Source organism: Bacillus altitudinis 41KF2b (genome assembly GCF_000691145.1).
Classification (GTDB): Bacteria; Bacillota; Bacilli; order Bacillales; family Bacillaceae; genus Bacillus; species Bacillus altitudinis.
The window spans coordinates 287,742-310,513 of record NZ_ASJC01000002.1 but is presented as its reverse complement, the minus strand read 5'-3'; the positions used below and the strand labels follow the sequence as shown (position 1 = coordinate 310,513).

At 42.4% G+C, this 22,772-nt stretch carries 23 protein-coding genes; 19 read left to right on the top strand and 4 right to left on the bottom strand.

Translation table 11 applies throughout. The features are described from left to right. Positions 1-32: 32 nt before the first annotated feature. Positions 33-1,331 carry an RNA polymerase factor sigma-54 gene (gene rpoN, locus BA79_RS05540; RefSeq protein ID WP_017368081.1) on the top strand — a complete coding sequence of 433 codons (1,299 nt, stop codon included), beginning with the start codon at positions 33-35 and terminating at the stop codon, positions 1,329-1,331. Between the two features lie 172 nt (positions 1,332-1,503). After that, a complete protein-coding gene (locus BA79_RS05535) occupies positions 1,504-2,241 on the top strand; it encodes a FadR/GntR family transcriptional regulator (RefSeq protein ID WP_035701440.1) in 738 nt (245 codons plus the stop codon). Positions 2,242-2,268: 27 nt separating this feature from the next. On the opposite strand, the gene BA79_RS05530 is transcribed toward BA79_RS05535, so the two are convergent. Continuing rightward, positions 2,269-3,711, bottom strand: a complete 1,443-nt coding sequence (locus BA79_RS05530; protein WP_035701437.1) for a sigma-54 interaction domain-containing protein — start codon at positions 3,709-3,711, stop codon at positions 2,269-2,271. A 209-nt stretch (positions 3,712-3,920) separates the two neighbouring features. Here BA79_RS05530 and BA79_RS05525 point away from each other — a divergent pair, with 209 nt between their 5' ends. From BA79_RS05525 to BA79_RS05465, 13 genes are all read left to right on the top strand, one after another. Beyond that, positions 3,921-5,114, top strand: coding sequence for an ornithine--oxo-acid transaminase (locus tag BA79_RS05525; RefSeq protein ID WP_035701435.1), 1,194 nt, complete (start codon positions 3,921-3,923; stop codon positions 5,112-5,114). Positions 5,115-5,251: 137 nt separating this feature from the next. Beyond that, a complete protein-coding gene (locus BA79_RS05520; RefSeq protein WP_051626179.1) occupies positions 5,252-6,637 on the top strand; it encodes an amino acid permease in 1,386 nt (461 codons plus the stop codon). A gap of 288 nt (positions 6,638-6,925) precedes the next feature. Then, positions 6,926-7,963 carry a sugar-binding transcriptional regulator gene (locus tag BA79_RS05515; protein WP_008347711.1) on the top strand — a complete coding sequence of 346 codons (1,038 nt, stop codon included), beginning with the start codon at positions 6,926-6,928 and terminating at the stop codon, positions 7,961-7,963. Positions 7,964-7,994: 31 nt separating this feature from the next. Next, positions 7,995-9,002: a type I glyceraldehyde-3-phosphate dehydrogenase gene (gene gap / locus BA79_RS05510; protein WP_007500174.1), complete on the top strand. Its 1,008-nt coding sequence runs from the start codon at positions 7,995-7,997 to the stop codon at positions 9,000-9,002. 213 nt (positions 9,003-9,215) lie between these two features. Beyond that, on the top strand, positions 9,216-10,400 hold the full coding sequence (locus BA79_RS05505) for a phosphoglycerate kinase (protein ID WP_017359212.1): 1,185 nt from the start codon (positions 9,216-9,218) through the stop codon (positions 10,398-10,400). A gap of 30 nt (positions 10,401-10,430) precedes the next feature. After that, the gene (gene tpiA, locus BA79_RS05500) at positions 10,431-11,192 is read left to right on the top strand and encodes a triose-phosphate isomerase (protein ID WP_017359213.1); all 762 of its coding nucleotides are present in this window, start codon (positions 10,431-10,433) and stop codon (positions 11,190-11,192) included. Further along, on the top strand, positions 11,185-12,720 hold the full coding sequence (gpmI, locus tag BA79_RS05495; RefSeq protein ID WP_035701428.1) for a 2,3-bisphosphoglycerate-independent phosphoglycerate mutase: 1,536 nt from the start codon (positions 11,185-11,187) through the stop codon (positions 12,718-12,720). The genes tpiA and gpmI overlap by 8 nt, the downstream gene beginning before the upstream one ends. Before the next feature lie 29 nt (positions 12,721-12,749). Then, positions 12,750-14,042 (top strand): phosphopyruvate hydratase, encoded by a 1,293-nt coding sequence (gene eno / locus BA79_RS05490; RefSeq protein WP_003212752.1) that lies wholly within the window; start codon positions 12,750-12,752, stop codon positions 14,040-14,042. Between the two features lie 282 nt (positions 14,043-14,324). Next, positions 14,325-14,594: a hypothetical protein gene (locus BA79_RS05485; RefSeq protein WP_008347702.1), complete on the top strand. Its 270-nt coding sequence runs from the start codon at positions 14,325-14,327 to the stop codon at positions 14,592-14,594. Between the two features lie 59 nt (positions 14,595-14,653). After that, complete coding sequence (locus tag BA79_RS05480) at positions 14,654-15,421, top strand: ATP-binding cassette domain-containing protein (protein ID WP_035701425.1); 768 nt, start codon at positions 14,654-14,656, stop codon at positions 15,419-15,421. Continuing rightward, positions 15,393-16,790: a hypothetical protein gene (locus BA79_RS05475; protein WP_035701424.1), complete on the top strand. Its 1,398-nt coding sequence runs from the start codon at positions 15,393-15,395 to the stop codon at positions 16,788-16,790. Before BA79_RS05480 ends, BA79_RS05475 begins: the two co-directional genes overlap by 29 nt. Beyond that, on the top strand, positions 16,787-17,152 hold the full coding sequence (locus BA79_RS05470) for a hypothetical protein (protein WP_035701422.1): 366 nt from the start codon (positions 16,787-16,789) through the stop codon (positions 17,150-17,152). Before BA79_RS05475 ends, BA79_RS05470 begins: the two co-directional genes overlap by 4 nt. Continuing rightward, positions 17,153-17,434 carry a hypothetical protein gene (locus BA79_RS05465; protein WP_008347692.1) on the top strand — a complete coding sequence of 94 codons (282 nt, stop codon included), beginning with the start codon at positions 17,153-17,155 and terminating at the stop codon, positions 17,432-17,434. 20 nt (positions 17,435-17,454) lie between these two features. Here the strand turns inward: BA79_RS05465 and BA79_RS05460 are convergent, their stop codons facing one another. Both BA79_RS05460 and BA79_RS05455 read right to left on the bottom strand, forming a co-directional pair. After that, the gene (locus tag BA79_RS05460) at positions 17,455-17,919 is read right to left on the bottom strand and encodes a GNAT family N-acetyltransferase (RefSeq protein ID WP_035389418.1); all 465 of its coding nucleotides are present in this window, start codon (positions 17,917-17,919) and stop codon (positions 17,455-17,457) included. 15 nt (positions 17,920-17,934) lie between these two features. Beyond that, positions 17,935-18,399: a hypothetical protein gene (locus BA79_RS05455; protein ID WP_035701418.1), complete on the bottom strand. Its 465-nt coding sequence runs from the start codon at positions 18,397-18,399 to the stop codon at positions 17,935-17,937. Between the two features lie 118 nt (positions 18,400-18,517). Between BA79_RS05455 and BA79_RS05450 the strand changes: the two genes are divergently transcribed. Then, a complete protein-coding gene (locus BA79_RS05450) occupies positions 18,518-19,153 on the top strand; it encodes a MarC family protein (RefSeq protein WP_024719834.1) in 636 nt (211 codons plus the stop codon). Positions 19,154-19,207: 54 nt separating this feature from the next. Here BA79_RS05450 and BA79_RS05445 read toward each other — a convergent pair whose 3' ends face one another. Continuing rightward, entirely contained in the window at positions 19,208-19,744 is a 537-nt protein-coding gene (locus BA79_RS05445) for a GbsR/MarR family transcriptional regulator (RefSeq protein WP_017359221.1), read from the bottom strand. Between the two features lie 269 nt (positions 19,745-20,013). Between BA79_RS05445 and BA79_RS05440 the strand changes: the two genes are divergently transcribed. Genes BA79_RS05440 through BA79_RS05430 form a run of 3 tightly spaced genes read left to right on the top strand, consistent with a single transcriptional unit; the run spans position 20,014 to position 22,760 of the window. Then, a complete protein-coding gene (locus BA79_RS05440; RefSeq protein WP_017359222.1) occupies positions 20,014-21,162 on the top strand; it encodes a betaine/proline/choline family ABC transporter ATP-binding protein in 1,149 nt (382 codons plus the stop codon). A gap of 13 nt (positions 21,163-21,175) precedes the next feature. After that, a complete protein-coding gene (locus BA79_RS05435; RefSeq protein WP_008347681.1) occupies positions 21,176-21,829 on the top strand; it encodes an ABC transporter permease in 654 nt (217 codons plus the stop codon). A gap of 13 nt (positions 21,830-21,842) precedes the next feature. Then, the gene (locus BA79_RS05430) at positions 21,843-22,760 is read left to right on the top strand and encodes an osmoprotectant ABC transporter substrate-binding protein (RefSeq protein ID WP_017359223.1); all 918 of its coding nucleotides are present in this window, start codon (positions 21,843-21,845) and stop codon (positions 22,758-22,760) included. Positions 22,761-22,772 lie beyond the last annotated feature (12 nt).

Sequence of the window (22,772 nt, the reverse complement as noted above, 5' to 3'; positions counted from 1 at the left end):
TTCATGTAAAATGATGAGAGGGAGGGGAGACAATGAGCCTTAAACTGCAACAAGAACTAGTATTAAAGCAGGTACTCACACAAGAACTCAGGCAGGCGATTACGCTGCTGCAACTGAATTGTGCAGAGCTGGGTGAGTATCTTGATCAGTTAGCGCTTGAGAACCCTCTGATTGAGCGGAAAGACACGGACAGCTATCAACCAGTTTATCATAAAAGAACGCAAGATCGAATGACAGAGCCGTATCGTACGCATCAAAAAGAAAGCCTGCAAATGTATTTAAAGAGACAGGCCATTGATTTGAATTTAAGTGAAAAGAATCAAAGGATTTTTCACTTCATGATTGAGTCCATTGATTCCAATGGCTATTTAAATGAACCGGTTGACCAAATGGCCGCTGTTTTACAGGCTTCGGCAGAAGAAGTAGAAGCTGTTCTTCATCAGCTTCAATCATTAGAGCCTGCCGGTATTGGCGCTAGATCATTGCAAGAATGTATCCTGCTCCAGCTTAGACGAAAAAAGGATCGCTGGTATGAAGCAGAGCTGATCATCGAAGGGCATTTCTTTCTTTTCGCAAGGAAGGCTTGGAAGGAAATCGCGGCAAAAACAGGTATACCTTTGAAAACCTTGCAGGCCATACAAGATGAGGTGTCGCTTCTCGAACCAAGACCAGGCCTTCATTTCTGTTATGAAGACCAGGATGTGTATATAGAACCAGATGTGTTGATTACAGCTACGGGAGGTCACATCACATTCGAGCTGAACCAGCGTGCTTTTCCGGACATTGAAATGAATGAAGGGTATTTCGCTATGATTCAAGATCAAAAGCGGCATGAAGCATACACGTATTTAAAGGAAAAGCAGCAGCAGTACAATTGGCTTGTTCAAGCGCTGAAGCAGAGAAAACAAACGATGACAAATGTCGTTCGTGAGATTATCTTACAACAGACTGATTTCTTCCTGACAGGGAAGCATAAAATGAAACCGCTTACGATGAAGCGGATTGCAGATATATTACAAGTGCATGAGTCGACAGTGAGCCGAACAGTCAAAGGAAAAATGGTGCAGACCCCTTATGGGTTAATGGAAATGAAACAGTTTTTTCAAGCGAAACTAGAAGGGCATTCGCTAGAAGAAGCATCCAGCTACACAGTAAAGACGCACATTGCAGAGCTGATTCAATCAGAAAATAAGAAAAAACCATATTCGGATCAGCAAATCATGACGCAGCTTCAACAAACCTTTGGTATCCGTGTCTCTCGCAGAACCATTGCCAAATATCGTGAGCAAATGAACCTTCCGTCTTCCACGCTGCGGAAACGCTATGATTAAAAAGAAGCACATGCCAGAAACAATGGCACGTGCTTCTTTTTTGATGAGTGGAAGAGCGATCGAAGATTTCTTGAGAATTGAGAAAAGGGGAGAGGTGTGATCTGAGTTTTGGGGTAAAGTATAAGATAGGGCATGAGCTGATAGGAAGACAACAGTGATGAGGTGAGACCAATTGAAATATAAACAAATTAAAACGAAAAAAATATATGAAGAAATTGCGGACGCATTAGTCGAATCCATTCGAACGGGGGAGCTACTTCCAGGGGAAAAACTAGACTCGGTTCAAGCACTTTCTGAAAACTTTCAAGTCAGCCGTTCCGCTGTGAGAGAGGCACTGTCCGCTCTGAAAGCGATCGGATTAATAGAGATGAAGCAAGGAGAAGGCACATATGTGAAGCAGTTCGATCCTGAGCAGCTCACATTTTGTTTATCTCCTGCTTTTTTGATGAAGCAGCAGGATATCGCGCAGCTTCTTGAAGTGAGATCAATCATTGAATCAGGTGCTGTCAAAAAGGCAGCATTGCTGCGGACAGACGATGACCTCCATCGACTGCATGATGCACTTGAACAAATGAAGCGTGCAGAAGCGCATAAAGAAATTGGTGAGGAGGCAGACCTCACATTTCATCTTGCCATCGCCAAAGCCTCAAAGAATCATTTACTGGCGGCGTTAATGAATCAGGTCTCATCCTTGTTAATGGAAACGATGCGGGAAACGAGAAAAATCTTGTTATTTTCAAGAAAAGCGTCCATACGTCAGCTTTACAAGGACCATGAACGTATTTATCAAGCTATCATGGACAAACAGCCAGAAGAAGCAGAGCGGGCGATGCTCACACATTTGGAAAAAGTAGAACAACTTCTTGGTGATGTGCTGCAAGAACAGGAAGGAAAGCCAGATATACAATAAGCTGTGCCGCATAAGGGCACAGCTCTATTATTGAAGAGAAATATGCAGCTTTTTCATTCGATATTGCAGACTTTGCCTGCTCATGCCCAATATCTTTGCAGTCTGTGAAATATTGTCGTCCATTTTATTTAAGTAATGGACGATGTATTGTTTTTCAAATCGATCCATTTGGGTTTGGAAGTCAGTTGTATGATCTGAGCTCGTGTAGACAAACGTATCAGCTGCAGCTGATAGATTAAGCGGACTCATCTGCATGTGCTCACTAGGACGCCCTTCTCCTTGCTTGAAACGGAAATGGTAAGGAAGGTGATGCATGCTTAAGTATGTTTCGTCCATCATCATATTCATCCCAGCTTCAATCACATGCTCCAGTTCTCTTACATTGCCCGGCCAATGATACGTTTGGAACAGGGCAAGTACCTCTTCATCAGCCGCCTTCACATTCATTTGAAACAGTTCATTATATTTTTGAATAAAATGCATGACAAATGTGGGGATGTCTTCTTTTCGCTCAGAGAGTGGCGGGATAAACAAGGTGACAATGCCAAGCCGGTAAAATAAATCCTTTCGCATCCGTCCACCTGCGATCGCATCTACAGGGTCCTCATTCATATTAGCAATCACTCTCACATCAATGGCGATTTCCTTTGTACTGCCTAACCTTCTTACACGTTTCTCTTGCAAGACGCGCAATAGTTTTGCTTGAAGAGCTGGGTGTAATGAGTTGATCTCATCTAAAAGCAGTGTACCTCCTTGTGCTTGTTCGAATAGACCCGGCTGATCTGTTGCCCCTGTAAAAGCCCCTTTTTGTGTTCCAAAAAGCAGACTTTCAATCAGGTTATCAGGCAGTGCTGCACAATTCTGCGTAATAAATGGTCCAGATGAACGGCTGCTGCCATTATGAATGCTTTGTGCAAATAGTTCTTTCCCCGTCCCTGTCTCACCAACAATCAGCACATAAGAAGAGGTACGTGTGGCTCGTTTCGCATGTTCAATCACTTCTAAAAAGGCAGGACTCTCCCCAATGATTGAATCAAATGTAAAGCGTGTGTTTCCTTTTTTCTTCATATTGTGATGAATGAGCCGTTCCAGTTTCGTGACATCATTCGAAATTTCAACTGCCCCTTGAATCAAACCGTCTCGAACGAGCGGGTATGTATGGTTAATCGTTGTGATTTCTTTTCCATTGTAGTTGTGATACGTCTGCTTTGCATGAACCGTCTGTTTCCCGGTTCGCAGCGCTTGGACAAGTGTACTGTGCATCTCATCCTGAAACACAAAGAGGTCTAAGACATTTTTATAAAGGACATCAGAACGTTTTAAAGATTCGATCTCCATCATTTTTTTGTTATAAACAATGGTATTGCCATTTTCGTCAATGGCGTGAACCCCAACATCAATTAAATCGAGCATTTGTTTATATAGATCAATCTCATTTTCGAGCTTTGCGGTATGCTGATCTTTTTTCACTTGCGCCACCTCCAGACATTACCTCTATTTTACATGAAAAATTTTGCGGTTTCCTCTAAAAAAATTTGCATATGCAAAATATTTTTGCGGTAAAGATGAGCACAATCCTAGACACAGAGCGATCACTAAGTTGGCATGATCCTTGCATAACATAAGAGTGAAGATGAACCCAATCAAAAGAGGCAAGCTTATAGAAGGAGGAATACACGATGACACAGACAAAAGCATTGATTCATCAAACAGAACAATACGGTGCGGCGAATTATCATCCGTTGCCAATTGTGATTTCAGAGGCTGAGGGAGTGTGGGTGACTGATCCTGAAGGCAACCGCTACATGGATATGCTCAGTGCATATTCTGCAGTGAACCAAGGACATCGCCATCCCCGCATTATTGAAGCGCTTAAAACACAAGCTGACCGCGTGACACTCACATCAAGGGCCTTCCATAATGATCAGCTTGGCCCATGGTATGAGAAGATCTGCAAATTAACGAATAAAGAGATGGCATTGCCGATGAATACGGGTGCCGAGGCTGTGGAAACGGCGATAAAGGCAGCGAGACGATGGGGCTATGATGTCAAGGGAATCGAAGAGAATCGAGCAGAAATCATTGCATGTACCGGGAATTTTCATGGTCGTACAATGACGGCTGTGTCACTTTCTTCGGAAGCAGAATATCAAAGAGGTTTCGGTCCGATGCTCCCAGGCATAAAGCTCATCCCTTATGGAGATATTGAGGCGTTACGCGAAGCAATCACTCCGCAAACAGCAGCTTTTCTCTTTGAACCGATTCAAGGAGAAGCGGGCATTGTCATGCCGCCTGAGGGCTTTATAAAAGAGGCAAAAGCGATCTGTGAGAAGGAAAATGTGTTATTGATCGCAGATGAAATTCAAGTGGGATTAGCGCGGACCGGCAAGATGTTTGCATGCGACTGGGAAGATATTGAGCCGGATATGCTGATTCTTGGTAAAGCACTTGGCGGTGGGGTATTCCCGATCTCATGTGTTGTCGCAAACCGTGATATTTTAGGTGTATTTAATCCAGGGTCTCACGGGTCTACCTTCGGCGGGAATCCTCTTGCGTGCGCAGTATCACTTGCTGCATTAGATGTTTTAATCGACGAGAAGCTTGCCGAGCGCTCATTTGAGCTTGGGGAATATTTCAAAGACAAACTATCACGCATTCAAAGTCCTGTCATTAAGGAAGTACGCGGGCGTGGACTATTTATTGGGATGGAACTGACTGAGGCAGCTAGACCTTATTGTGAGAAACTCAAGCAAGCGGGGCTGTTATGCAAAGAAACCCATGAGACAGTAATTCGATTTGCACCGCCGCTTACCATCTCAAAAGAAGACTTGGATTGGGCAATTGCTCATATCCAAGCGTTATTTCAAGCATAAATGATCAAGGGAGAAGCCTTATAATTCTCCCTTTCTCTTTCAATGAACGGCGAATTTTGTCAAAGGTTGATGAATAGAAGAGTGAAAGTGGGGAAGCGGATTTGAAGCCAGAACAGCATAATGAACTAGAGCGTTCCATGAAAAGCAGACATCTCTTTATGATTGCCTTAGGTGGGGTCATCGGAACAGGCCTTTTCCTTGGATCAGGACTCATTATTCATCAGGCAGGCCCAGGGGGAGCCATTCTTTCGTTTATCATTGGCGGGTTGCTCATGTATTTGGTCATGCTCTGTCTTGGTGAATTAGCAGTGGCGATGCCGACAGCCGGTTCCTTTCAAGAGTATGCAACCAAATATATAGGTCCGTCCACAGGCTTTATGATCGGCTGGCTTTATTGGTTTAGCTGGGCATGTACAATTGGACTGGAGTTTACGTCAGCAGGCATTTTGCTCCAAAGGTGGTTCCCAGATATCCCTGTTTGGCTTTGGTGTCTTGCATTTAGCGTGATTTTATTTGCCGTGAATGCCATCTCAGCTCGTAGCTTCGCTGAAACAGAGTTTTGGTTTTCAGCCATCAAGGTGGCTGCGATCTTATTGTTTATTATCATTGGAATTGGCGCAATTTTCGGAATGATTCACTTGAAAGGTGGGGAACCAGCCCCTCTATTTCGTCATTTGACGGATCATGGTGGACTTTTTCCTAATGGTGTTTTTGCGATTTTATTAACCATGGTCACAGTCAATTTCTCCTTTCAAGGAACAGAGCTTGTAGGGATTGCAGCAGGGGAGAGTGAAAGTCCAGAAAAAACACTCCCGCGCTCTATTCGGAATATTATTTGGCGGACGATGGTCTTTTTTGTTTTATCGATTGCGGTTCTTGCAGCACTTCTTCCATGGCAGACCGCCGGCGCAGTGGATAGTCCGTTTGTTGTGGTGTTGGACAAGGTCGGCATACCATACGCTGCAGATATCATGAATTTTATTATCATTACAGCCGTTTTATCTGTAGCGAACTCTGGATTATATGCATCATCACGTATGCTTTGGGCGCTTTCAAAAGACGGGAAAGGACCTGTTTTCACGAAAAAATTATCCAAGCGTAAAATCCCGATCAATGCCTTATTGGTGACAATGGGTGTATCCGCTCTATCACTGCTCACGAGTGTTGTAGCACCAAAAACGGTATATGTCTGGCTCATATCCATTTCGGGTATGGTGCTTGTCGTGGTTTGGATGTCGATTTGTTTATCCCAATACTTCTTTAGGAGGCAATTCATAAAAGAGGGCGGAGATGTAAAGAATCTTGTCTTCCGAACGCCTTTTTATCCATTTGTGCCATTAGCAGGCTTTATCGCATTTGGCATTGTTCTTATCAGTTTATTCTTTATTGAGGATCAGCGGATTGGTCTTTATTGCGGAGTTCCATTTATGGCCGCCTGCTACATCATTTACTACCTCAAGATTAAACCGAAGGAAGATGCGAAACGGTTTAATGAAGAGAAAGAAACGATACCGAAAACATAAGCAGGCGGCTTTTGACCGCCTGCACCTTTTCAAAGACAAATGCATTCAATATAGAAGAAAATAAATAGTTTGAAAAAAATAAAATAGCGGAAAGCTAGATGACAAGCAGGTTATCGGTCAAAATGTGTCTATTTTTTGTCTAAATGTGTTTGTAAGAGTTGAAAATGCAAGATTATCCTGTTAAAATAATTAAAGAAAGCAGGGGTTGATTTTTTTTGGCTGTGGCGGGACGTTTTTTGTCACAGTGGGACGTTTTTAGTCCAACGTGAAAAGAAAGGGTCGTTAGCCATGAATCGTTTATTGGAAGCTCAAAAAAAATTATTACCAGATCTTCTCACAGTTATGCAAAAACGCTACGACATTTTGCAGTACATCAGATTAGCTGAACCAATTGGTCGCAGAAGTCTTGCGACAAGTCTTGGTCTGAGTGAACGTATCTTAAGAGCTGAGGTTCAGTTCTTAAAGGAACAAAATCTGCTGGATGTCAAAACGAGCGGTATGATGCTGACGACTGAAGGTCATGCTTTGCTTGAAATGCTTGAAGGAATGATGAAGGACGTTTTAGGTTTAACCTTTTTGGAAAATACATTAAAGAGGAAATTAGGCCTGGAAGAAGTCATCATTGTTTCTGGTGACAGCGATGAATCCCCGTGGGTGAAGCAAGAAATGGGAAGAGCTGCTGTCCAATGTATGAAAAAAAGGTTTACTGGAAATAATATCGTCGCCGTTACTGGCGGAACGACGATGGAAGCTGTTGCCGAAATGATGACCCCTGATGCCAAAAATCGCGACATGATGTTTGTCCCTGCGAGAGGCGGTCTTGGGGAGAATGTAAAAAATCAGGCAAACACCATTTGTGCCCACATGGCTGAAAAAGCTTCCGGTACTTACAAACTGCTGTTTGTTCCAGGACAGCTGTCAGAAGGTGCTTACTCTTCCATTATTGAAGAGCCGTCCGTCAAAGAAGTGCTTCAAACGATTAAATCATCCACGATGCTTATTCATGGAATCGGTGAAGCAAAAACAATGGCGATGAGACGAAACACACCCGCTGAAGATTTAAAAAAGATTGATGAGCATGACGCAGTGACAGAGGCTTTTGGCTATTACTTTAATCGTGATGGCGAGGTCGTCCACAAAGTGCACTCCGTCGGCATGCAGCTAGATGATTTAGAAAGCATTCCACACATTATTGCTGTTGCAGGTGGATCATCAAAGGCAGGGGCCATTGAAGCTTATTTCAAAAAACCCCGCCGAACGGTTCTCGTCACAGACGAAGGAGCCGCAAAAGAGTTATTAAGGGAGTCAATTGATCCCTCAATATAAAACATTGTGACCTATAAAAGGAGGAAACATCATGGCAGTAAAAGTCGGTATTAACGGATTTGGACGTATTGGACGTAACGTATTTCGTGCAGCATTAAACAATCCTGAAGTTGAGGTAGTAGCGGTTAACGATCTAACAGACGCTAACATGCTTGCACACCTTTTACAATATGACTCTGTTCACGGAAAACTAGATGCAGAGGTTTCTGTAGACGGTACGAACTTAGTAGTGAACGGTAAAACAATCGAAGTATCAGCTGAGCGTGACCCTGCGAAATTAAGCTGGGGTAAACAAGGCGTAGAAATCGTTGTTGAATCTACTGGATTCTTCACAAAACGTGCAGACGCTGCTAAACACTTAGAAGCTGGCGCTAAAAAAGTCATCATCTCTGCTCCTGCTAACGAAGAAGATATCACAATCGTTATGGGTGTAAACGAAGACAAATACGATGCAGCTAGCCACGATGTCATCTCTAATGCATCTTGTACAACAAACTGCTTAGCTCCATTTGCAAAAGTACTTAACGATAAATTTGGTATCAAACGCGGTATGATGACAACTGTTCACTCATACACAAATGACCAACAAATTCTTGATCTTCCGCACAAAGACTACCGTCGTGCTCGTGCAGCTGCGGAAAACATCATCCCAACTTCTACAGGTGCTGCGAAAGCTGTTTCACTTGTATTGCCTGAACTTAAAGGTAAATTAAACGGTGGCGCTATGCGTGTTCCAACACCTAACGTTTCTTTAGTTGATCTTGTTGCTGAATTAAATCAAGATGTGACAGCTGAAGACGTAAATGCAGCACTTAAAGAAGCGGCTGAAGGAGAACTTAAAGGAATCCTTGGCTACAGCGAAGAGCCATTAGTATCTGGTGACTACAATGGTAATGCAAACTCTTCAACAATCGATGCTCTTTCTACAATGGTAATGGAAGGCAGCATGGTGAAAGTCATTTCTTGGTACGATAACGAGAGTGGATATTCTCACCGCGTTGTTGACCTTGCAGCTTACATTGCAAAACAAGGTCTTTAATTTCTCACACTGAAGGAACTCACTTGGTTCTTTCCTAGAGACACGATATAATGAAGACGGACAAGGGAAGGGGAAGCATCCCTTTCCCTTTTTCTCTGTATTTATCCGTTCTGCACGATTTCTCGTTTTGATGAGGGCAAAATGGGAAAAGGATAAAGAGAGACTTGTCCAATGCGTAAGGAAACCAGAATAAAGGAGGATCTCCTGACGAGCATGAATAAGAAATCAGTAAAAGACATTGACGTAAAAGGTAAAGTTGTGTTCTGCCGCGTAGATTTTAACGTTCCAATGAAGGACGGAAAAGTGACGGATGATACTCGTATTCGCGCAGCATTACCAACGATTGAGTATTTAACAGGACAAGGCGCAAAGGTACTACTAGCTAGTCATTTGGGTCGTCCGAAAGGTCAAGTTACTGAAGAACTGCGTCTGACACCTGTAGCAAAACGTCTGCAAGAGCTTCTTGGACAAGAAGTGAAAAAAGCAGATGAAGCTTACGGCGACAACGTGAAAAAGCAAATCTCCGACTTAAAAGAAGGAGATGTGCTAGTGCTTGAAAACGTTCGTTTCTATCCTGGTGAGGAAAAGAACGATCCTGAATTATCAAAAGCGTTTGCTGATTTAGCCGATGTGTATGTCAATGATGCGTTTGGTGCTGCACACCGTGCACATGCATCCACAGCTGGTATTGCAGCGTATCTTCCGGCTGTTTCAGGCTTCCTCATGCAAAAAGAGCTTGAGGTTCTAGGAAAAGCCATTTCAAACCCTGATCGCCCATTTACAGCGATTATCGGTGGCGCAAAAGTAAAGGATAAAATCGGTGTAATTGAAAGTCTTCTTGATAAAGTGGACAACCTGATCATCGGCGGCGGACTTGCTTATACATTTGTCAAAGCACTTGGCCACGAAGTAGGGAAATCTCTATTAGAAGAAGACAAAGTAGATTTAGCGAAATCCTTTATGGACCGTGCAAAAGAAAAAGGCGTGAACTTCCTGATTCCAACAGATGTTCTGGTAGCCGACGACTTTTCAAATGATGCGAATACAAGCATTGTGCCAATCTCTGAAATTCCAAGTGATCTAGAAGCACTTGATATTGGAACAGAGACAAGAGAGAAGTATGCTGATGTCATCAAAAACAGCAAACTTGTTGTCTGGAACGGACCAATGGGTGTATTTGAAATCGATGCATTCGCTAAAGGAACAAAAGCAATCGCAGAAGCACTGGCAGAAGCAAAAGATACATATTCTGTCATTGGCGGTGGAGATTCAGCAGCAGCTGTTGAGAAATTTGGTCTTGCCGATCAGATGAGCCATATTTCTACAGGCGGCGGCGCTTCACTTGAATTTATGGAAGGCAAAGAACTTCCAGGTGTGACTGCATTAAACGATAAATAAGACCAAAACTGCTATAAGGAAGTGTCAATCATGAGAAAACCAATTATAGCTGGGAACTGGAAGATGAACAAAACACTTGGCGAAGCTGTAAGTTTCGTTGAAGAAGTCAAATCATCTATTCCATCTCCTGACAAAGTGGAATCTATTGTCTGTGCACCAGCCCTTTTCCTTGAAAAGCTCAACAGCCTTTCTAACGGAACAGACCTTAAAATTGGTGCGCAAAACATGCACTTTGAAGAAAACGGTGCATTCACTGGTGAAATCAGCCCTGCTGCGCTTAAAGATCTTGGCATCGGCTACTCAGTGATTGGTCATTCAGAGCGCCGCGAATTCTTCGCTGAAACAGATGAAACAGTGAACAAAAAAGCACATGCTGCATTCAAGCATGGCATCGTTCCAATCATTTGTGTAGGTGAAACGCTTGAAGAGCGTGAAGCAGGCAAAACAAACGAACTTGTCGCTGATCAAGTGAAGAAAGCACTAGCTGGTTTAACGAAGCAGCAAGTCGCTGAATCTGTCATTGCCTATGAGCCAATCTGGGCGATCGGTACAGGTAAATCTTCTACAGCGAAAGATGCAAACGATGTTTGTGCGCACATTCGCCAAACGGTTGCAAGCGAATTTGGTCAAGAAGCGGCAGACAGCCTTCGCATTCAATATGGCGGAAGCGTGAAACCTGCGAATATTAAAGAATATATGGCAGAATCCGATATTGACGGTGCTTTGGTAGGCGGCGCAAGCTTAGAACCTCAGTCTTTCGTTCAATTATTGGAGGAAGGTCAATATGAGTAAGAAACCAGCTGCATTAATCATCTTAGATGGATTCGGTTTAAGAGGCGAAACAGTCGGTAACGCTGTTGCCCAAGCAAAGAAACCGAACTTCGACCGCTACTGGAACGAATTCCCGCATCAAACCTTAACGGCTTCAGGTGAGGCAGTGGGCCTCCCAGAAGGTCAAATGGGGAACTCTGAAGTTGGGCATTTGAACATCGGTGCAGGACGCATCGTGTACCAAAGCTTAACAAGAGTGAATGTGGCCATTCGTGATGGGGAATTTGAGAAAAACGAAACGTTCCTAGATGCAATGACTTATGCAAAAGAAAATGACAAGGCCCTTCATCTATTCGGTCTCTTGTCAGACGGCGGTGTGCATAGCCACATCCAGCATCTTTTTGCCTTGCTGAAACTAGCGAAAAAAGAAGGCTTAACAAAAGTATACATTCACGGCTTCTTAGACGGACGTGATGTTGGTCAGAAGACAGCGAAAGTTTACTTAAAACAGCTTGAAGAACAAATCAAAGAAATCGGTGTCGGAGAAGTCGCAACACTTTCTGGACGCTATTACTCAATGGACCGTGACAAGCGCTGGGATCGTGTGGAGAAAGCATATCGCGCGATGGCGTATGGTGAAGGCCCAAGTTATCAAAACATCTATGATGTCGTTGATGACTCCTATGAAAATGGAATCTACGATGAGTTCGTTATTCCATCTGTCATTACGAGAGAAAATGGTGAGCCGGTTGCAAAAGTAAACGACGGCGACTCTGTGATTTTCTATAACTTCCGTCCAGACCGTGCGATTCAAATTTCAAACACATTCACAAATGAAGATTTCCGCTCGTTTGACCGCGGGGAAGCACATCCGAAGGATTTACACTTCGTCTGCTTCACACACTTCAGTGAAACGGTAGATGGCTATGTGGCTTTCAAACCAGTGAATTTGGATAACACAGTAGGAGAAGTGCTAGCGCAAAATGGATTGAAGCAGCTGCGGATTGCTGAAACAGAGAAATATCCTCACGTGACGTTCTTTATGAGCGGTGGACGTGAAGAAGAATTTCCTGGAGAAGACCGCATCTTAATCAATTCACCAGATGTCGCAACCTATGACCTCAAGCCAGAAATGAGCGCTTATGAGGTAAAGGATGCGCTTGTTGCAGACATCAATGCGGACAAGCATGATGCGATCATTCTGAACTTTGCTAACCCAGATATGGTGGGGCATTCAGGAATGCTTGAGCCAACAATCAAAGCCATTGAAGCAGTAGATGAGTGCTTAGGAGCTGTAGTCGACGCAATCCTAGCAAAAGGCGGACATGCCATCATCACGGCAGACCACGGTAACGCAGACGTGCTCATTACCGAAGAAGGAAAGCCGCATACTGCACATACAACGAATCCTGTGCCAGTCATCGTAACGAAAAAAGGTGCGACGCTTAGAGAAGGCGGCATTTTAGCTGATCTATCTCCAACGCTTTTAGACTTACTTGGTCTTGAAAAACCAAAAGAGATGACAGGAACATCATTGATTCAAAAATAACAAATTGATTCAAAAGGAGAGAAATAACGATGCCATACATTGTTGACGTATATGCACGCGAAGTATTAGACTCTCGCGGTAACCCAACAGTTGAAGTAGAAGTTTACACAGAATCTGGCGGCTTTGGCCGTGCACTAGTACCAAGTGGTGCTTCTACTGGTGAATATGAAGCAGTAGAACTACGTGACGGAGACAAAGACCGTTACCTTGGAAAAGGTGTTCTGACAGCTGTAAACAACGTAAACGAAATCATTGCACCAGAGCTTTTGGGCTTTGATGTCACTGAACAAGTAGCAATTGACAAAATGTTAATCGAGCTTGACGGAACTGAAAACAAAGGGAAATTAGGCGCAAACGCAATCCTTGGCGTATCTATCGCTGTAGCACGTGCGGCTGCTGATTTCTTACAAATTCCACTTTACCAATACCTTGGTGGATTCAACTCCAAAACGCTTCCAGTACCGATGATGAACATCGTCAACGGCGGAGAGCATGCGGATAACAACGTAGACATTCAAGAATTCATGATTATGCCTGTAGGTGCACCGAACTTCCGTGAAGCACTTCGCATGGGCGCACAAATCTTCCATAGCCTGAAATCTGTATTAAGCGCAAAAGGCTTAAACACAGCTGTAGGTGACGAAGGTGGATTCGCTCCAAACCTTGGTTCTAACGAAGAAGCACTTCAAACAATCGTAGAAGCGATTGAAAAAGCTGGTTTCAAACCAGGTGAAGAAGTGAAACTTGCGATGGATGCTGCATCTTCTGAGTTCTATAACAAAGAAGACGGTAAATATCATTTATCAGGCGAAGGTGTTGTGAAAACATCTGCTGAAATGGTTGACTGGTATGAAGATATGGTATCGAAATACCCAATCATCTCAATCGAAGACGGTCTTGATGAAAACGACTGGGAAGGTCACAAACTATTAACTGAGCGTCTTGGCAGCAAGGTTCAGCTAGTAGGAGACGACTTGTTCGTAACAAATACGAAGAAGCTTTCTGAAGGAATCAAAAACGGCGTTGGTAACTCAATCCTCATCAAAGTAAACCAAATCGGTACATTAACTGAAACATTTGATGCAATCGAAATGGCGAAACGTGCAGGCTATACAGCTGTTATCTCTCACCGTTCTGGTGAAACAGAAGACAGCACAATTGCAGACATTGCAGTTGCAACTAACGCTGGACAAATCAAAACAGGTGCTCCGTCTCGTACGGACCGTGTGGCGAAATACAACCAATTACTTCGCATCGAAGATCAATTGGCTGAAACAGCTCAATACCACGGCATTGCTACATTCTACAACTTGAATAAGTAATGTAAAGCAACGCGCTGCGTGCGCTCTTTTGAAAAGAGCGTATCGCAGCGCTTTTTTTTTATGTTGAAATAAAGACGCAAAGCTGGCTCAAGCGAATAGGCTCTGCTTCCTTTGTAATATCCTATTTTTGTAAAAAATCATCCTTCAGTCAGAGGCGAAACGATGAGCTTGATGATTTATAAGCAATAAATCATGAAAACTCTTCTAAAAATATGATCTGAATTGAACTTATGCTATTTGCATGGGGGTGGTATCATTTTACATATATTAGGGGGTGATGAGATGCTGAATCCTTTTAGCCTTCGTTTTCCAGTAGGCGTGTACATGTATGTCCTTCACCTACTGGCGGCATATGATGAAAGGAAGCAACGAATTCTAACTTCTAAGAACGTACAGAAAAATGCATTTTGGATTTATGTCCTTGCCGCTATCTTAGGCATTGTGACAGCTGCCGCTTTGATTTGGGCATGCAAAACATTTGGAAAAGGCTCGAAATTTTTAGGAGAGTTCAAGTTTTTAGGCCTGTATATTAAAATCAAATGCGGCTTCTAACAAATGGTGAGAACAGATGCGGGGTCATCTGTTCTATCTGAAATAAATGGAGGGACATGATGCTGACATTACACTTAACAGAAAAAACGTATAGCCGCACCTTTTCTCTCCGCGATATTCAGTTAAATGTGGAGAAAGGACGTATGCTTCTGCTTTTGGGGCATAATGGGGCAGGAAAAACCACGATGATTCAGTCTATGTTTGGCCTGACACCATTTACGGGTGTTGTCTCTTTAGATGGTAAACAGCTGAATTTTCAATCCTCAGCACATATCTCCTTTTTGAAAGAACATGTTTCCTATATTCCTGATGATCATGCTTTGTTTGATTATTTAACGCCGAGAGAATATTTTCATTTACTCCAGCTTCCAGACAAACGAAATGCACCTCGAGAAGAGACTTTCGTCGATCTGTTTGAGCTGAAACCTTATATGGATCAGCCAATTGCCCAGTTGTCTCATGGCAATCAAAAGAAAACCCAAATCATTTCACAGCTCCTTAGGTCTTGTGATTATTATGTATTCGACGAGCCTACAAATGGACTTGATCCAGATATGATGATCATCTTAAAAAAGGTGCTCATGAAGCTGAGAGATCAAGGTGCAGGCATTCTCATTTCTACCCATCATTTGGGCTTTGGTGAGACATTGTATGATCACCTTATGATCTTAAGAAACGGTGATATCAAGCTGGATATGTCACGTCAAGAAACAAACAAAACATTCCCTCATCAAGCACTTGAGGATATTTATAAAGAAGTGAATCAAGATTACTATATGCAGGTGGAGAGGTTGCTCAATGACTTGGACACGACACGTTCTTCATAAAATAGAATGGGGCATGCTCACAACGAAAATCAAGCAACTCGGCAAAAAATATCCTTTGCAGCTTCTCGCCGCAGCCGTTTTTATGTTGCTGATCTACGCCATATACGTTGTCATGAGCCTGCGTTTTTTTATGCAAGTAGGGGAGAGCGAACCAGTTGCTTTATACCTTCAATTTGTGAAAATGACCCTGCTGCTTTTGGGAGCAGGTATTGTCTTTTCCCGTCATAAAATGAAGCGTCAAGAGTATCAGTTCTTCTTTTTGAATAGTGCGATGCAAAGTGTCTCATTTGTCCTTTGTGTGTATTTCTTTCCGGTGCTGTTTTGTTTCATCATGCTTGGTCTGCTTTTTTTACCCATCCTATTAGGGCTGATCATTAGCGGCGTTACACTATCTTTGTATTGGATCATTGTGGTGGGGATCACTTGCTGTGGATTGGCGCTCTATACGCTTGCTTCTTGGATGCTGATACGCATTGGTGTGAGCCATTTTATATCAAAAACAAAAGAGCATTTACTGCTGCAAACGATTGGATTTGTGACGCTCGGTGCTTTCGTATTTCTCCTTTTTCAAAAAGCGGTTGAGATGATTCACGTATGGCCGTCTATCTATCTTGTATTTCTGATGATCTTTCTATGTGCAGGGTGGTTTTGGCTGAAAGGCTTGGCGGCTTGTTATGTCAATCGGATGTTTTTGCAGCTAAAGATAGAGGTGAAGTCGTTTTCTTACCAAAAAATCAGATCGGATTCTTCATTTTTCACACATCTGCGGCAGGAGCTTGTTTATTTTAGCCGATCAGCTGTGTTTAAAGAACAAGGTATTTTGTTCCTGTTTCTTGTCTGTTTCACGATAGGTCTCCCATTCATCTTTACTCCGGCAGAGACTGGCTGGATGTATGCCTTTATTGTGCAGTTTGCGTTAAAGGAGATCCTTATTATGCTGCCTCTGATGATTGGCAGGGAATATCATCTCCATCAGCGAGCCATTTTTATGTTAAATACATCAAAGGGTGCCTATTTATTATCAAGAATTTTATTTTATTACACAATGAATATATTGATTTATTTTGTCTATATCGGGCTTGCTTATTTCATGATAGGGGTCGAAAGTGAAGGGCACGGTTTGGCGAGTTTGTCCATTTTATTGATCACTGTCATGGCGGCATGTGTCGGGTTTGTCGTGAAGATTAGTGATTTTAATAAACTGTTTGTGATCGTGATGATGATTGCTGTGTTCAGTATGTTGGATATGCTTTTAGTCCAGTGGCTTTCAGCAAATATCCAGCTGCTCTCAACTGCCTATATGGCTTGTTCAGCCGCATTCTTCATCTTCATATATGCTGCCATGCTAAAGAGGCCGATTGTGCGATGATGACGCTTTTATTTTGCTTAATAGCCGTTGTGCTCATTCATGAACTCGGTCATATCCTGATGGTGATGGTGTGCAACAAAATCGAAAAAAGACCCATCTTTGATTATGTGGTGATGATCGATTGGAAGCACGTGTCGATTGTCCATGAGAAATTTTCACGGCCGGGTTTTAATATGATGGTCGCACTTGCAGGTCCTGTGTTTCCAGTGATCTGCTCGGGTGTGCTTTTCTTCATGTGGTGGCATCCATTGACGCATCCATTGCTGTTTTTTTCTTTATTAAATACAGTGATGCTGCATCCAGCTTGCCCAGACGGGAAAAATATCATCGCCAGTTTAAAAGAGATGAAAGGAGAGAACTAAATGGTTAAAGTATTTCATTCGTTTTCTAGCGGCTTAACGCTTGCGATGCTTTATGTGTTTGCTGTGTTTATGACACCAGTATTTTTAATGCTGCTAGAGGTTCATCATGTTGAATCAAGTCCAACTCTATTTGGTATGCCATTTTATATCATGAAAATTGAACAGTATCAATTCAGCTCAGAGGCAACGCTCTTTGGGTGCGTGGTCTGTTTTTTAGCGGGTGCCGCTCTCTACTTCTTGATTCAATATGTGATTCATGCAGTGAAAAAGAGCAGAACATAAAAAAAGCAGGCTGAATGAAGTCAGTCTGCTTGAAGAACGAGTGACAACCGCACCATATCCATACACTGAATACCGTTCTCATAAATCGGTTCATCATAGTGCTTCAGAAAGAAATCGTGATCGATAGACGCCATGCGAAAACCGCATTTTTGATAAAGGGCGAGCTGCTGAATACTAGAGTTGCCTGTGCCAATTTCAATTGTATGAAAGCCAGCTGCCTTGGCTTCTGAAATAGCATGGCGGATCAGCTGCTTCCCAATTCCTCTACCTTGCCATGACTCTTTCACGGCGACATTCATGATTTCCACTGTCTGCTGAGACAGAGGCGTCAGAACATACACACCAATCATGTCCTGTTTATGAAAAGCAACATAACAAGAACCAGATTGTACATAGGCAATGACTTTTTCAGTTGAAGGGTCAGCTAATAGTAAAAGATCCATAGGAACAGATTGATCATGAGACAATGGCCGAATCTGTATCAAATCATTTCATCCTCTCTATTCTTTGATATACCCTTGTTTAACACCCCAATCATATTGATCCTGCACCCATTGAGAAGGAGGATGATGGGTGACATTTGGGTCTTTCTTAACAGTTGTTTTCCTAGTCGTTTGTGCTGCCTGCTTATTCGCTTGAGCCGTTGCTTTCGCTGATGCCAGTTCTTTTTGAAGCTGATCTATTTTTAACTCAAGCGCTTTACGCTGTTTGGTTTCTTTTTGATGCGCCTTCTTTTCTTTCTTCAGCTTGTTTGTGACGGTGGACAATTCCTTTTTTTGACCATCGATTTCATCTTTCATATCCGTGCCTTCTGACTTTAACTGTGCCAGCTGCTTATCGTTCGTTCTGGTTTCTTGCTGGTGTTTTTTCTCTGCCGCGGTGAGCGACTGCTGCTGCCACACAATCCAGCCAGTTGCACCTAGGATGATCACAGACAAGACAATGATCGTGATGTTTTTTTTCATGTTCTATTCCCCTTTCGTTAAACCTCTATTATCATCGGTTAAAACAAACCAGGTTTTAACAGAACAAGGGGATATTCGCATCAGATTAGCAGACACTATGAAAAAAGGAGGGTGTCTGTTGATTTCCTTTATGATTCATGTCATTGTGTCATTATTTGCTGTCTCAAATCCCATTGGAAACGTGCCTCTTTTCATCACTTTAACAGAAGGCTATTCTGAGAAAGAACGTTCCCAGACGGCCAAAAAAGCGATTGTTGTGTCTTTTATGATTTTGATTGCCTTTCTTTTGGCAGGCAGGCTCATTTTCAAATTGTTTGGCATTGATATCCATGCACTCCGTATCGCCGGAGGTATTTTTATTTTTGGTATCGCTTACAATCTGCTGAATGCAAAAGAATCACATGTTCAAAACCCTCATTCGGATGAAAAGGCAGAAAGCAAGGAGAAGGCCGATGTTTCGGTGACCCCGCTCGCCATTCCGATCATTGCCGGACCTGGTACAATTGCGACCGTCATGAGCTTAACGCCAGGAAGCCACCAAGTAACGCTTCATCTGCTTGCGATTCTTATTGGCATTGTGGTTGTACTTGCCATGACCTATTATGCATTTCATTATTCAAGTTTCATTATGCGAAAAATGGGGAAAACAGAGATGAATGTCGTGACACGATTAATGGGATTGATTCTAGCTGTTGTGGCAGTAGAGATGATTGGCGCAGGGATCAAAGGGATGTTCCCAATGCTGATGTCATAAGTGTATATAAAAAAGCTGTTTTTTTCTACAAAATTGTAAAATAAAACAGCTTTTTTAAGGTTTTGGCACATGTTGAAATACTTCTTCACTTTCAAAGAACTCAATTAAACGGCTAATCCAGTCATAATAATCGAGACTTTCCTTGATTTCTGAAAGAAGAAGATTGATTTTATCTACTGTTTCTTCTGGCAGGTCATCTTGTTCAAGCAGCTCCAGCAATTCCTTGCATGTCTTCTTATGTGCCTTGCGATTTTTGCTGACAACACGTGACCAATTGGCTGCAAACAATGAAATAAAGGTTTGATATTGATCTTGCTCAACGTCATATAAATCTTTGCGTATTCCTTTTTCATAAACCTTTTCAGCAATATTCAGATCAAGCATTTCTCGAACGACTTGACTCATTCTTGTTTTGCTCATGCCGGTCGCCTCTGAGAGCTCACCGAGCGTCATTGGTTTACGGTTCATATGAATGATACCAAGCACTCTACCCACTGTGGCAGAAAGACCAAAGGCATTCATGTTCTCGGCAGCTTTTTCAATATAATGATCCTGTGCTTTTTGAATGGCGCCTAACGCTTGCTTGTCCATTCCCCGCTTCATCCCTTCACGACTGACAATTTGTAACACAATATATCATATACCTGTTTGTTGATGAAAACAATAAATATTGAGTATTTGCTCGTAAGTTGGAGGAAAAAGGAGGGATCGGTACATATCAGGCCGTTAACTGAAAATTTTAAATAAATCTTATGCAATACAAACACATTGTAAACTTTTTATTTTATAAAGTTTGCACTATAATAAATAAGGTGTAAATTTTCTGAAAATATATATCCGACTAATTGGAGGTGTCTCATTTGCTGAAACTAGAGAATGTATCTAAGACGTATAAAGGCGGAAAAAAAGCTGTCAAAAATATTGATTTAGAAATAGCAAAAGGAGAATTTATTTGTTTTATTGGACCGAGTGGCTGTGGAAAAACGACAACCATGAAGATGATTAACCGACTGATTGAACCTTCCTCAGGAAACATATTGATCGAGGGAGAAAACATTATGAAAAAAGATCCAGTCCAATTAAGAAGAGAAATTGGTTATGTGATTCAGCAAATTGGACTTTTCCCTCATATGACCATCGCACAAAACATTTCCCTTGTGCCGAAGCTGTTGAAGTGGCCGGAAGAAAAACGAAAAGAACGAGCGCGTGAATTGCTCAAACTCGTTGACATGGGGCCGGAATACTTAGAGCGTTACCCGCATGAACTCAGTGGAGGACAGCAGCAGCGTATCGGCGTTCTTCGCGCACTCGCAGCAGAACCCCCTTTAATCCTGATGGATGAACCATTTGGAGCACTTGACCCGATCACAAGAGATTCATTGCAGGAAGAATTTAAGAAACTGCAAAAAACGTTAAATAAAACAATCGTATTCGTCACACATGACATGGATGAAGCGATTAAACTTGCAGACCGCATTGTCATTTTAAAAGATGGAGAGATTGTCCAAGTGGGCACGCCAGATGATATTTTACGTAACCCTGTGAACGAATTCGTAGAAGAATTCATCGGGAAAGAACGTCTGCTTCAGTCAAATCCGAATATGGAACGTGTGGAACAAATGATGAACACATCTCCAGTCACAATTACCGTCGAAAAAACATTGACAGATGCCATCTTTATTATGAGAGAAAAGCGGGTTGATTCCCTGCTTGTCGTTGATGAAAATCATGTGCTGAAAGGCTATATCGACATTGAAACCATCGATGCAAACCGCAGAAAAGCAGCCTTCGTTGGCGATATTTTAAATACAGAATTTTATACAGTACAAGAAGGTGCGCTTCTTAGAGATACTGTCCGAAAGATCTTAATACGCGGCATTAAATATGTACCGGTTGTCGATGCAAAAGGGCACTTAAAAGGCATCGTCACACGTGCAAGTCTTGTAGATGTCGTATATGACTCTATTTGGGGAGAAGATACCCCGGAGGCTGTCACTGAAATGAACTAAGGGAGGTGTACACATGGATCAAATCATCGATTTTCTTGAGAAAAATGGTGGGGAACTCCTCACAAAAATGTGGGAGCATTTATACATTTCTTTAATTGCCGTTGTGTTAGGCATTATCGTGGCCGTTCCTTTAGGCGTCATTCTTACACGAATGAAAAGAGGCGCCGGTTTTGTCATCGGCGTCGTGAATATCTTTCAAACACTCCCTAGTTTAGCGATTCTTGCATTTTTTATTCCTATTTTGGGAGTTGGAAAAATACCTGCGATCGTTGCGCTATTTTTCTATTCCGTTTTGCCTATTTTAAGAAATACGTATGCCGGTGTTCAAGGTGTGAACAAAAACTTGCTTGAATCTGGTAAAGGGATTGGCATGACGACATGGGAACAAATTCGTCTTGTTGAACTGCCGCTTGCTGTTCCGGTCATTATGGCAGGGGTCAGAACCTCAACGATTTATTTAATTGGGTGGACAACACTTGCTGCTTTTATCGGTGGAGGCGGTCTTGGTGACTACATTTTAATTGGGCTTCAGCTTTACCAGCCGGAATACATTATTGCGGGTGCGATCCCTGTCACTATTTTAGCAGTCATCATTGACCTTACATTGATGAAGCTTGAGAAAAAAGTAACACCAGAAGGCTTAAAAGGATTGAAGGAAGTTTCATAAGGAGTTGGCTCATGTGAAGAATCGAAAAACAAAATGGATCAGTGCACTGCTTGCCGGATGCTTGCTATTCATAAGTGGCTGTTCACTTCCTGGACTAGCCGGCTCTTCAGGGGGCACGCTGCGAATCGGTGCACAAAACTTTACAGAATCAGAAATTATGGCCTATATGGTGGGAGACATCATTGAGCATTACACAGATAAAAAGACAACCATTGTGAAGAATTTAGGCTCAAATACGGTGCAGCAGAAAGCAATGGAAAACGGTGATGTCGACATTTCGGCAACACGATATACAGGCACGGATTTAACAAGTACGCTAGGAATGGATGCAGAAAAAGATCCAAAGCGTGCAATGGAAATCGTCCAGAAAGAATTCAAAAAACGCTATGATTACAAATGGTTTGATTCCTATGGGTTTGATAATACGTATGCCTTTGCTGTGACGCAGAAGATGGCGAAGGAAAACAACCTAGAAACAGTCTCTGATTTAAAAAAGAATGCCAAAAATTATCGCTTCGGTGTGGATAATATTTGGCTGAAAAAGAAAGGTGACGGTTACGAAGGGTTTGTGAAAACATACGGAATTGAATTTGGAAGCACTTTTCCGATGCAGATCGGTCTAGTCTATGACGCATTGAAAAATGAAAAAATGGATATTGTGCTTGCCTATTCAACAGATGGCCGGATCAAAGCGTATAATCTCAAAATCTTAAAAGATGATAAACGATTCTTCCCACCATACGATGCATCACCAGTTGTCCCTGAGAAGGTATTAAAAGATAATCCAGGACTGGACAAGGTGATCAATAGGTTGATTGGAAAAATCGATACCGAACAAATGCAAGAGCTCAATTATCAAGTCGATGGAGAACTAAAAGAACCAGCGACTGTTGCGAGAGATTTTCTAAAGAAACACAATTACTTTGAGTAAGATTGGGAGGTG

What these genes read in the sequence shown, in the direction of transcription:
- BA79_RS05520 (WP_051626179.1), top strand. Translation starts at nt 5,252, where the DNA reads ATGAAAAGCAGACATCTCTTTATGATTGCCTTAGGTGGGGTCATCGGA.
- BA79_RS05475 (WP_035701424.1), top strand. Translation starts at nt 15,393, where the DNA reads ATGACTTGGACACGACACGTTCTTCATAAAATAGAATGGGGCATGCTC.
- BA79_RS05525 (WP_035701435.1), top strand. Translation starts at nt 3,921, where the DNA reads ATGACACAGACAAAAGCATTGATTCATCAAACAGAACAATACGGTGCG.
- gpmI (WP_035701428.1), top strand. Translation starts at nt 11,185, where the DNA reads ATGAGTAAGAAACCAGCTGCATTAATCATCTTAGATGGATTCGGTTTA.
- BA79_RS05465 (WP_008347692.1), top strand. Translation starts at nt 17,153, where the DNA reads ATGGTTAAAGTATTTCATTCGTTTTCTAGCGGCTTAACGCTTGCGATG.
- rpoN (WP_017368081.1), top strand. Translation starts at nt 33, where the DNA reads ATGAGCCTTAAACTGCAACAAGAACTAGTATTAAAGCAGGTACTCACA.
- BA79_RS05435 (WP_008347681.1), top strand. Translation starts at nt 21,176, where the DNA reads ATGGATCAAATCATCGATTTTCTTGAGAAAAATGGTGGGGAACTCCTC.
- BA79_RS05485 (WP_008347702.1), top strand. Translation starts at nt 14,325, where the DNA reads ATGCTGAATCCTTTTAGCCTTCGTTTTCCAGTAGGCGTGTACATGTAT.
- BA79_RS05455 (WP_035701418.1), bottom strand. Translation starts at nt 18,399, where the DNA reads ATGAAAAAAAACATCACGATCATTGTCTTGTCTGTGATCATCCTAGGT.
- gap (WP_007500174.1), top strand. Translation starts at nt 7,995, where the DNA reads ATGGCAGTAAAAGTCGGTATTAACGGATTTGGACGTATTGGACGTAAC.
- BA79_RS05480 (WP_035701425.1), top strand. Translation starts at nt 14,654, where the DNA reads ATGCTGACATTACACTTAACAGAAAAAACGTATAGCCGCACCTTTTCT.
- tpiA (WP_017359213.1), top strand. Translation starts at nt 10,431, where the DNA reads ATGAGAAAACCAATTATAGCTGGGAACTGGAAGATGAACAAAACACTT.
- BA79_RS05470 (WP_035701422.1), top strand. Translation starts at nt 16,787, where the DNA reads ATGATGACGCTTTTATTTTGCTTAATAGCCGTTGTGCTCATTCATGAA.
- eno (WP_003212752.1), top strand. Translation starts at nt 12,750, where the DNA reads ATGCCATACATTGTTGACGTATATGCACGCGAAGTATTAGACTCTCGC.
- BA79_RS05515 (WP_008347711.1), top strand. Translation starts at nt 6,926, where the DNA reads ATGAATCGTTTATTGGAAGCTCAAAAAAAATTATTACCAGATCTTCTC.
- BA79_RS05505 (WP_017359212.1), top strand. Translation starts at nt 9,216, where the DNA reads ATGAATAAGAAATCAGTAAAAGACATTGACGTAAAAGGTAAAGTTGTG.
- BA79_RS05445 (WP_017359221.1), bottom strand. Translation starts at nt 19,744, where the DNA reads ATGGACAAGCAAGCGTTAGGCGCCATTCAAAAAGCACAGGATCATTAT.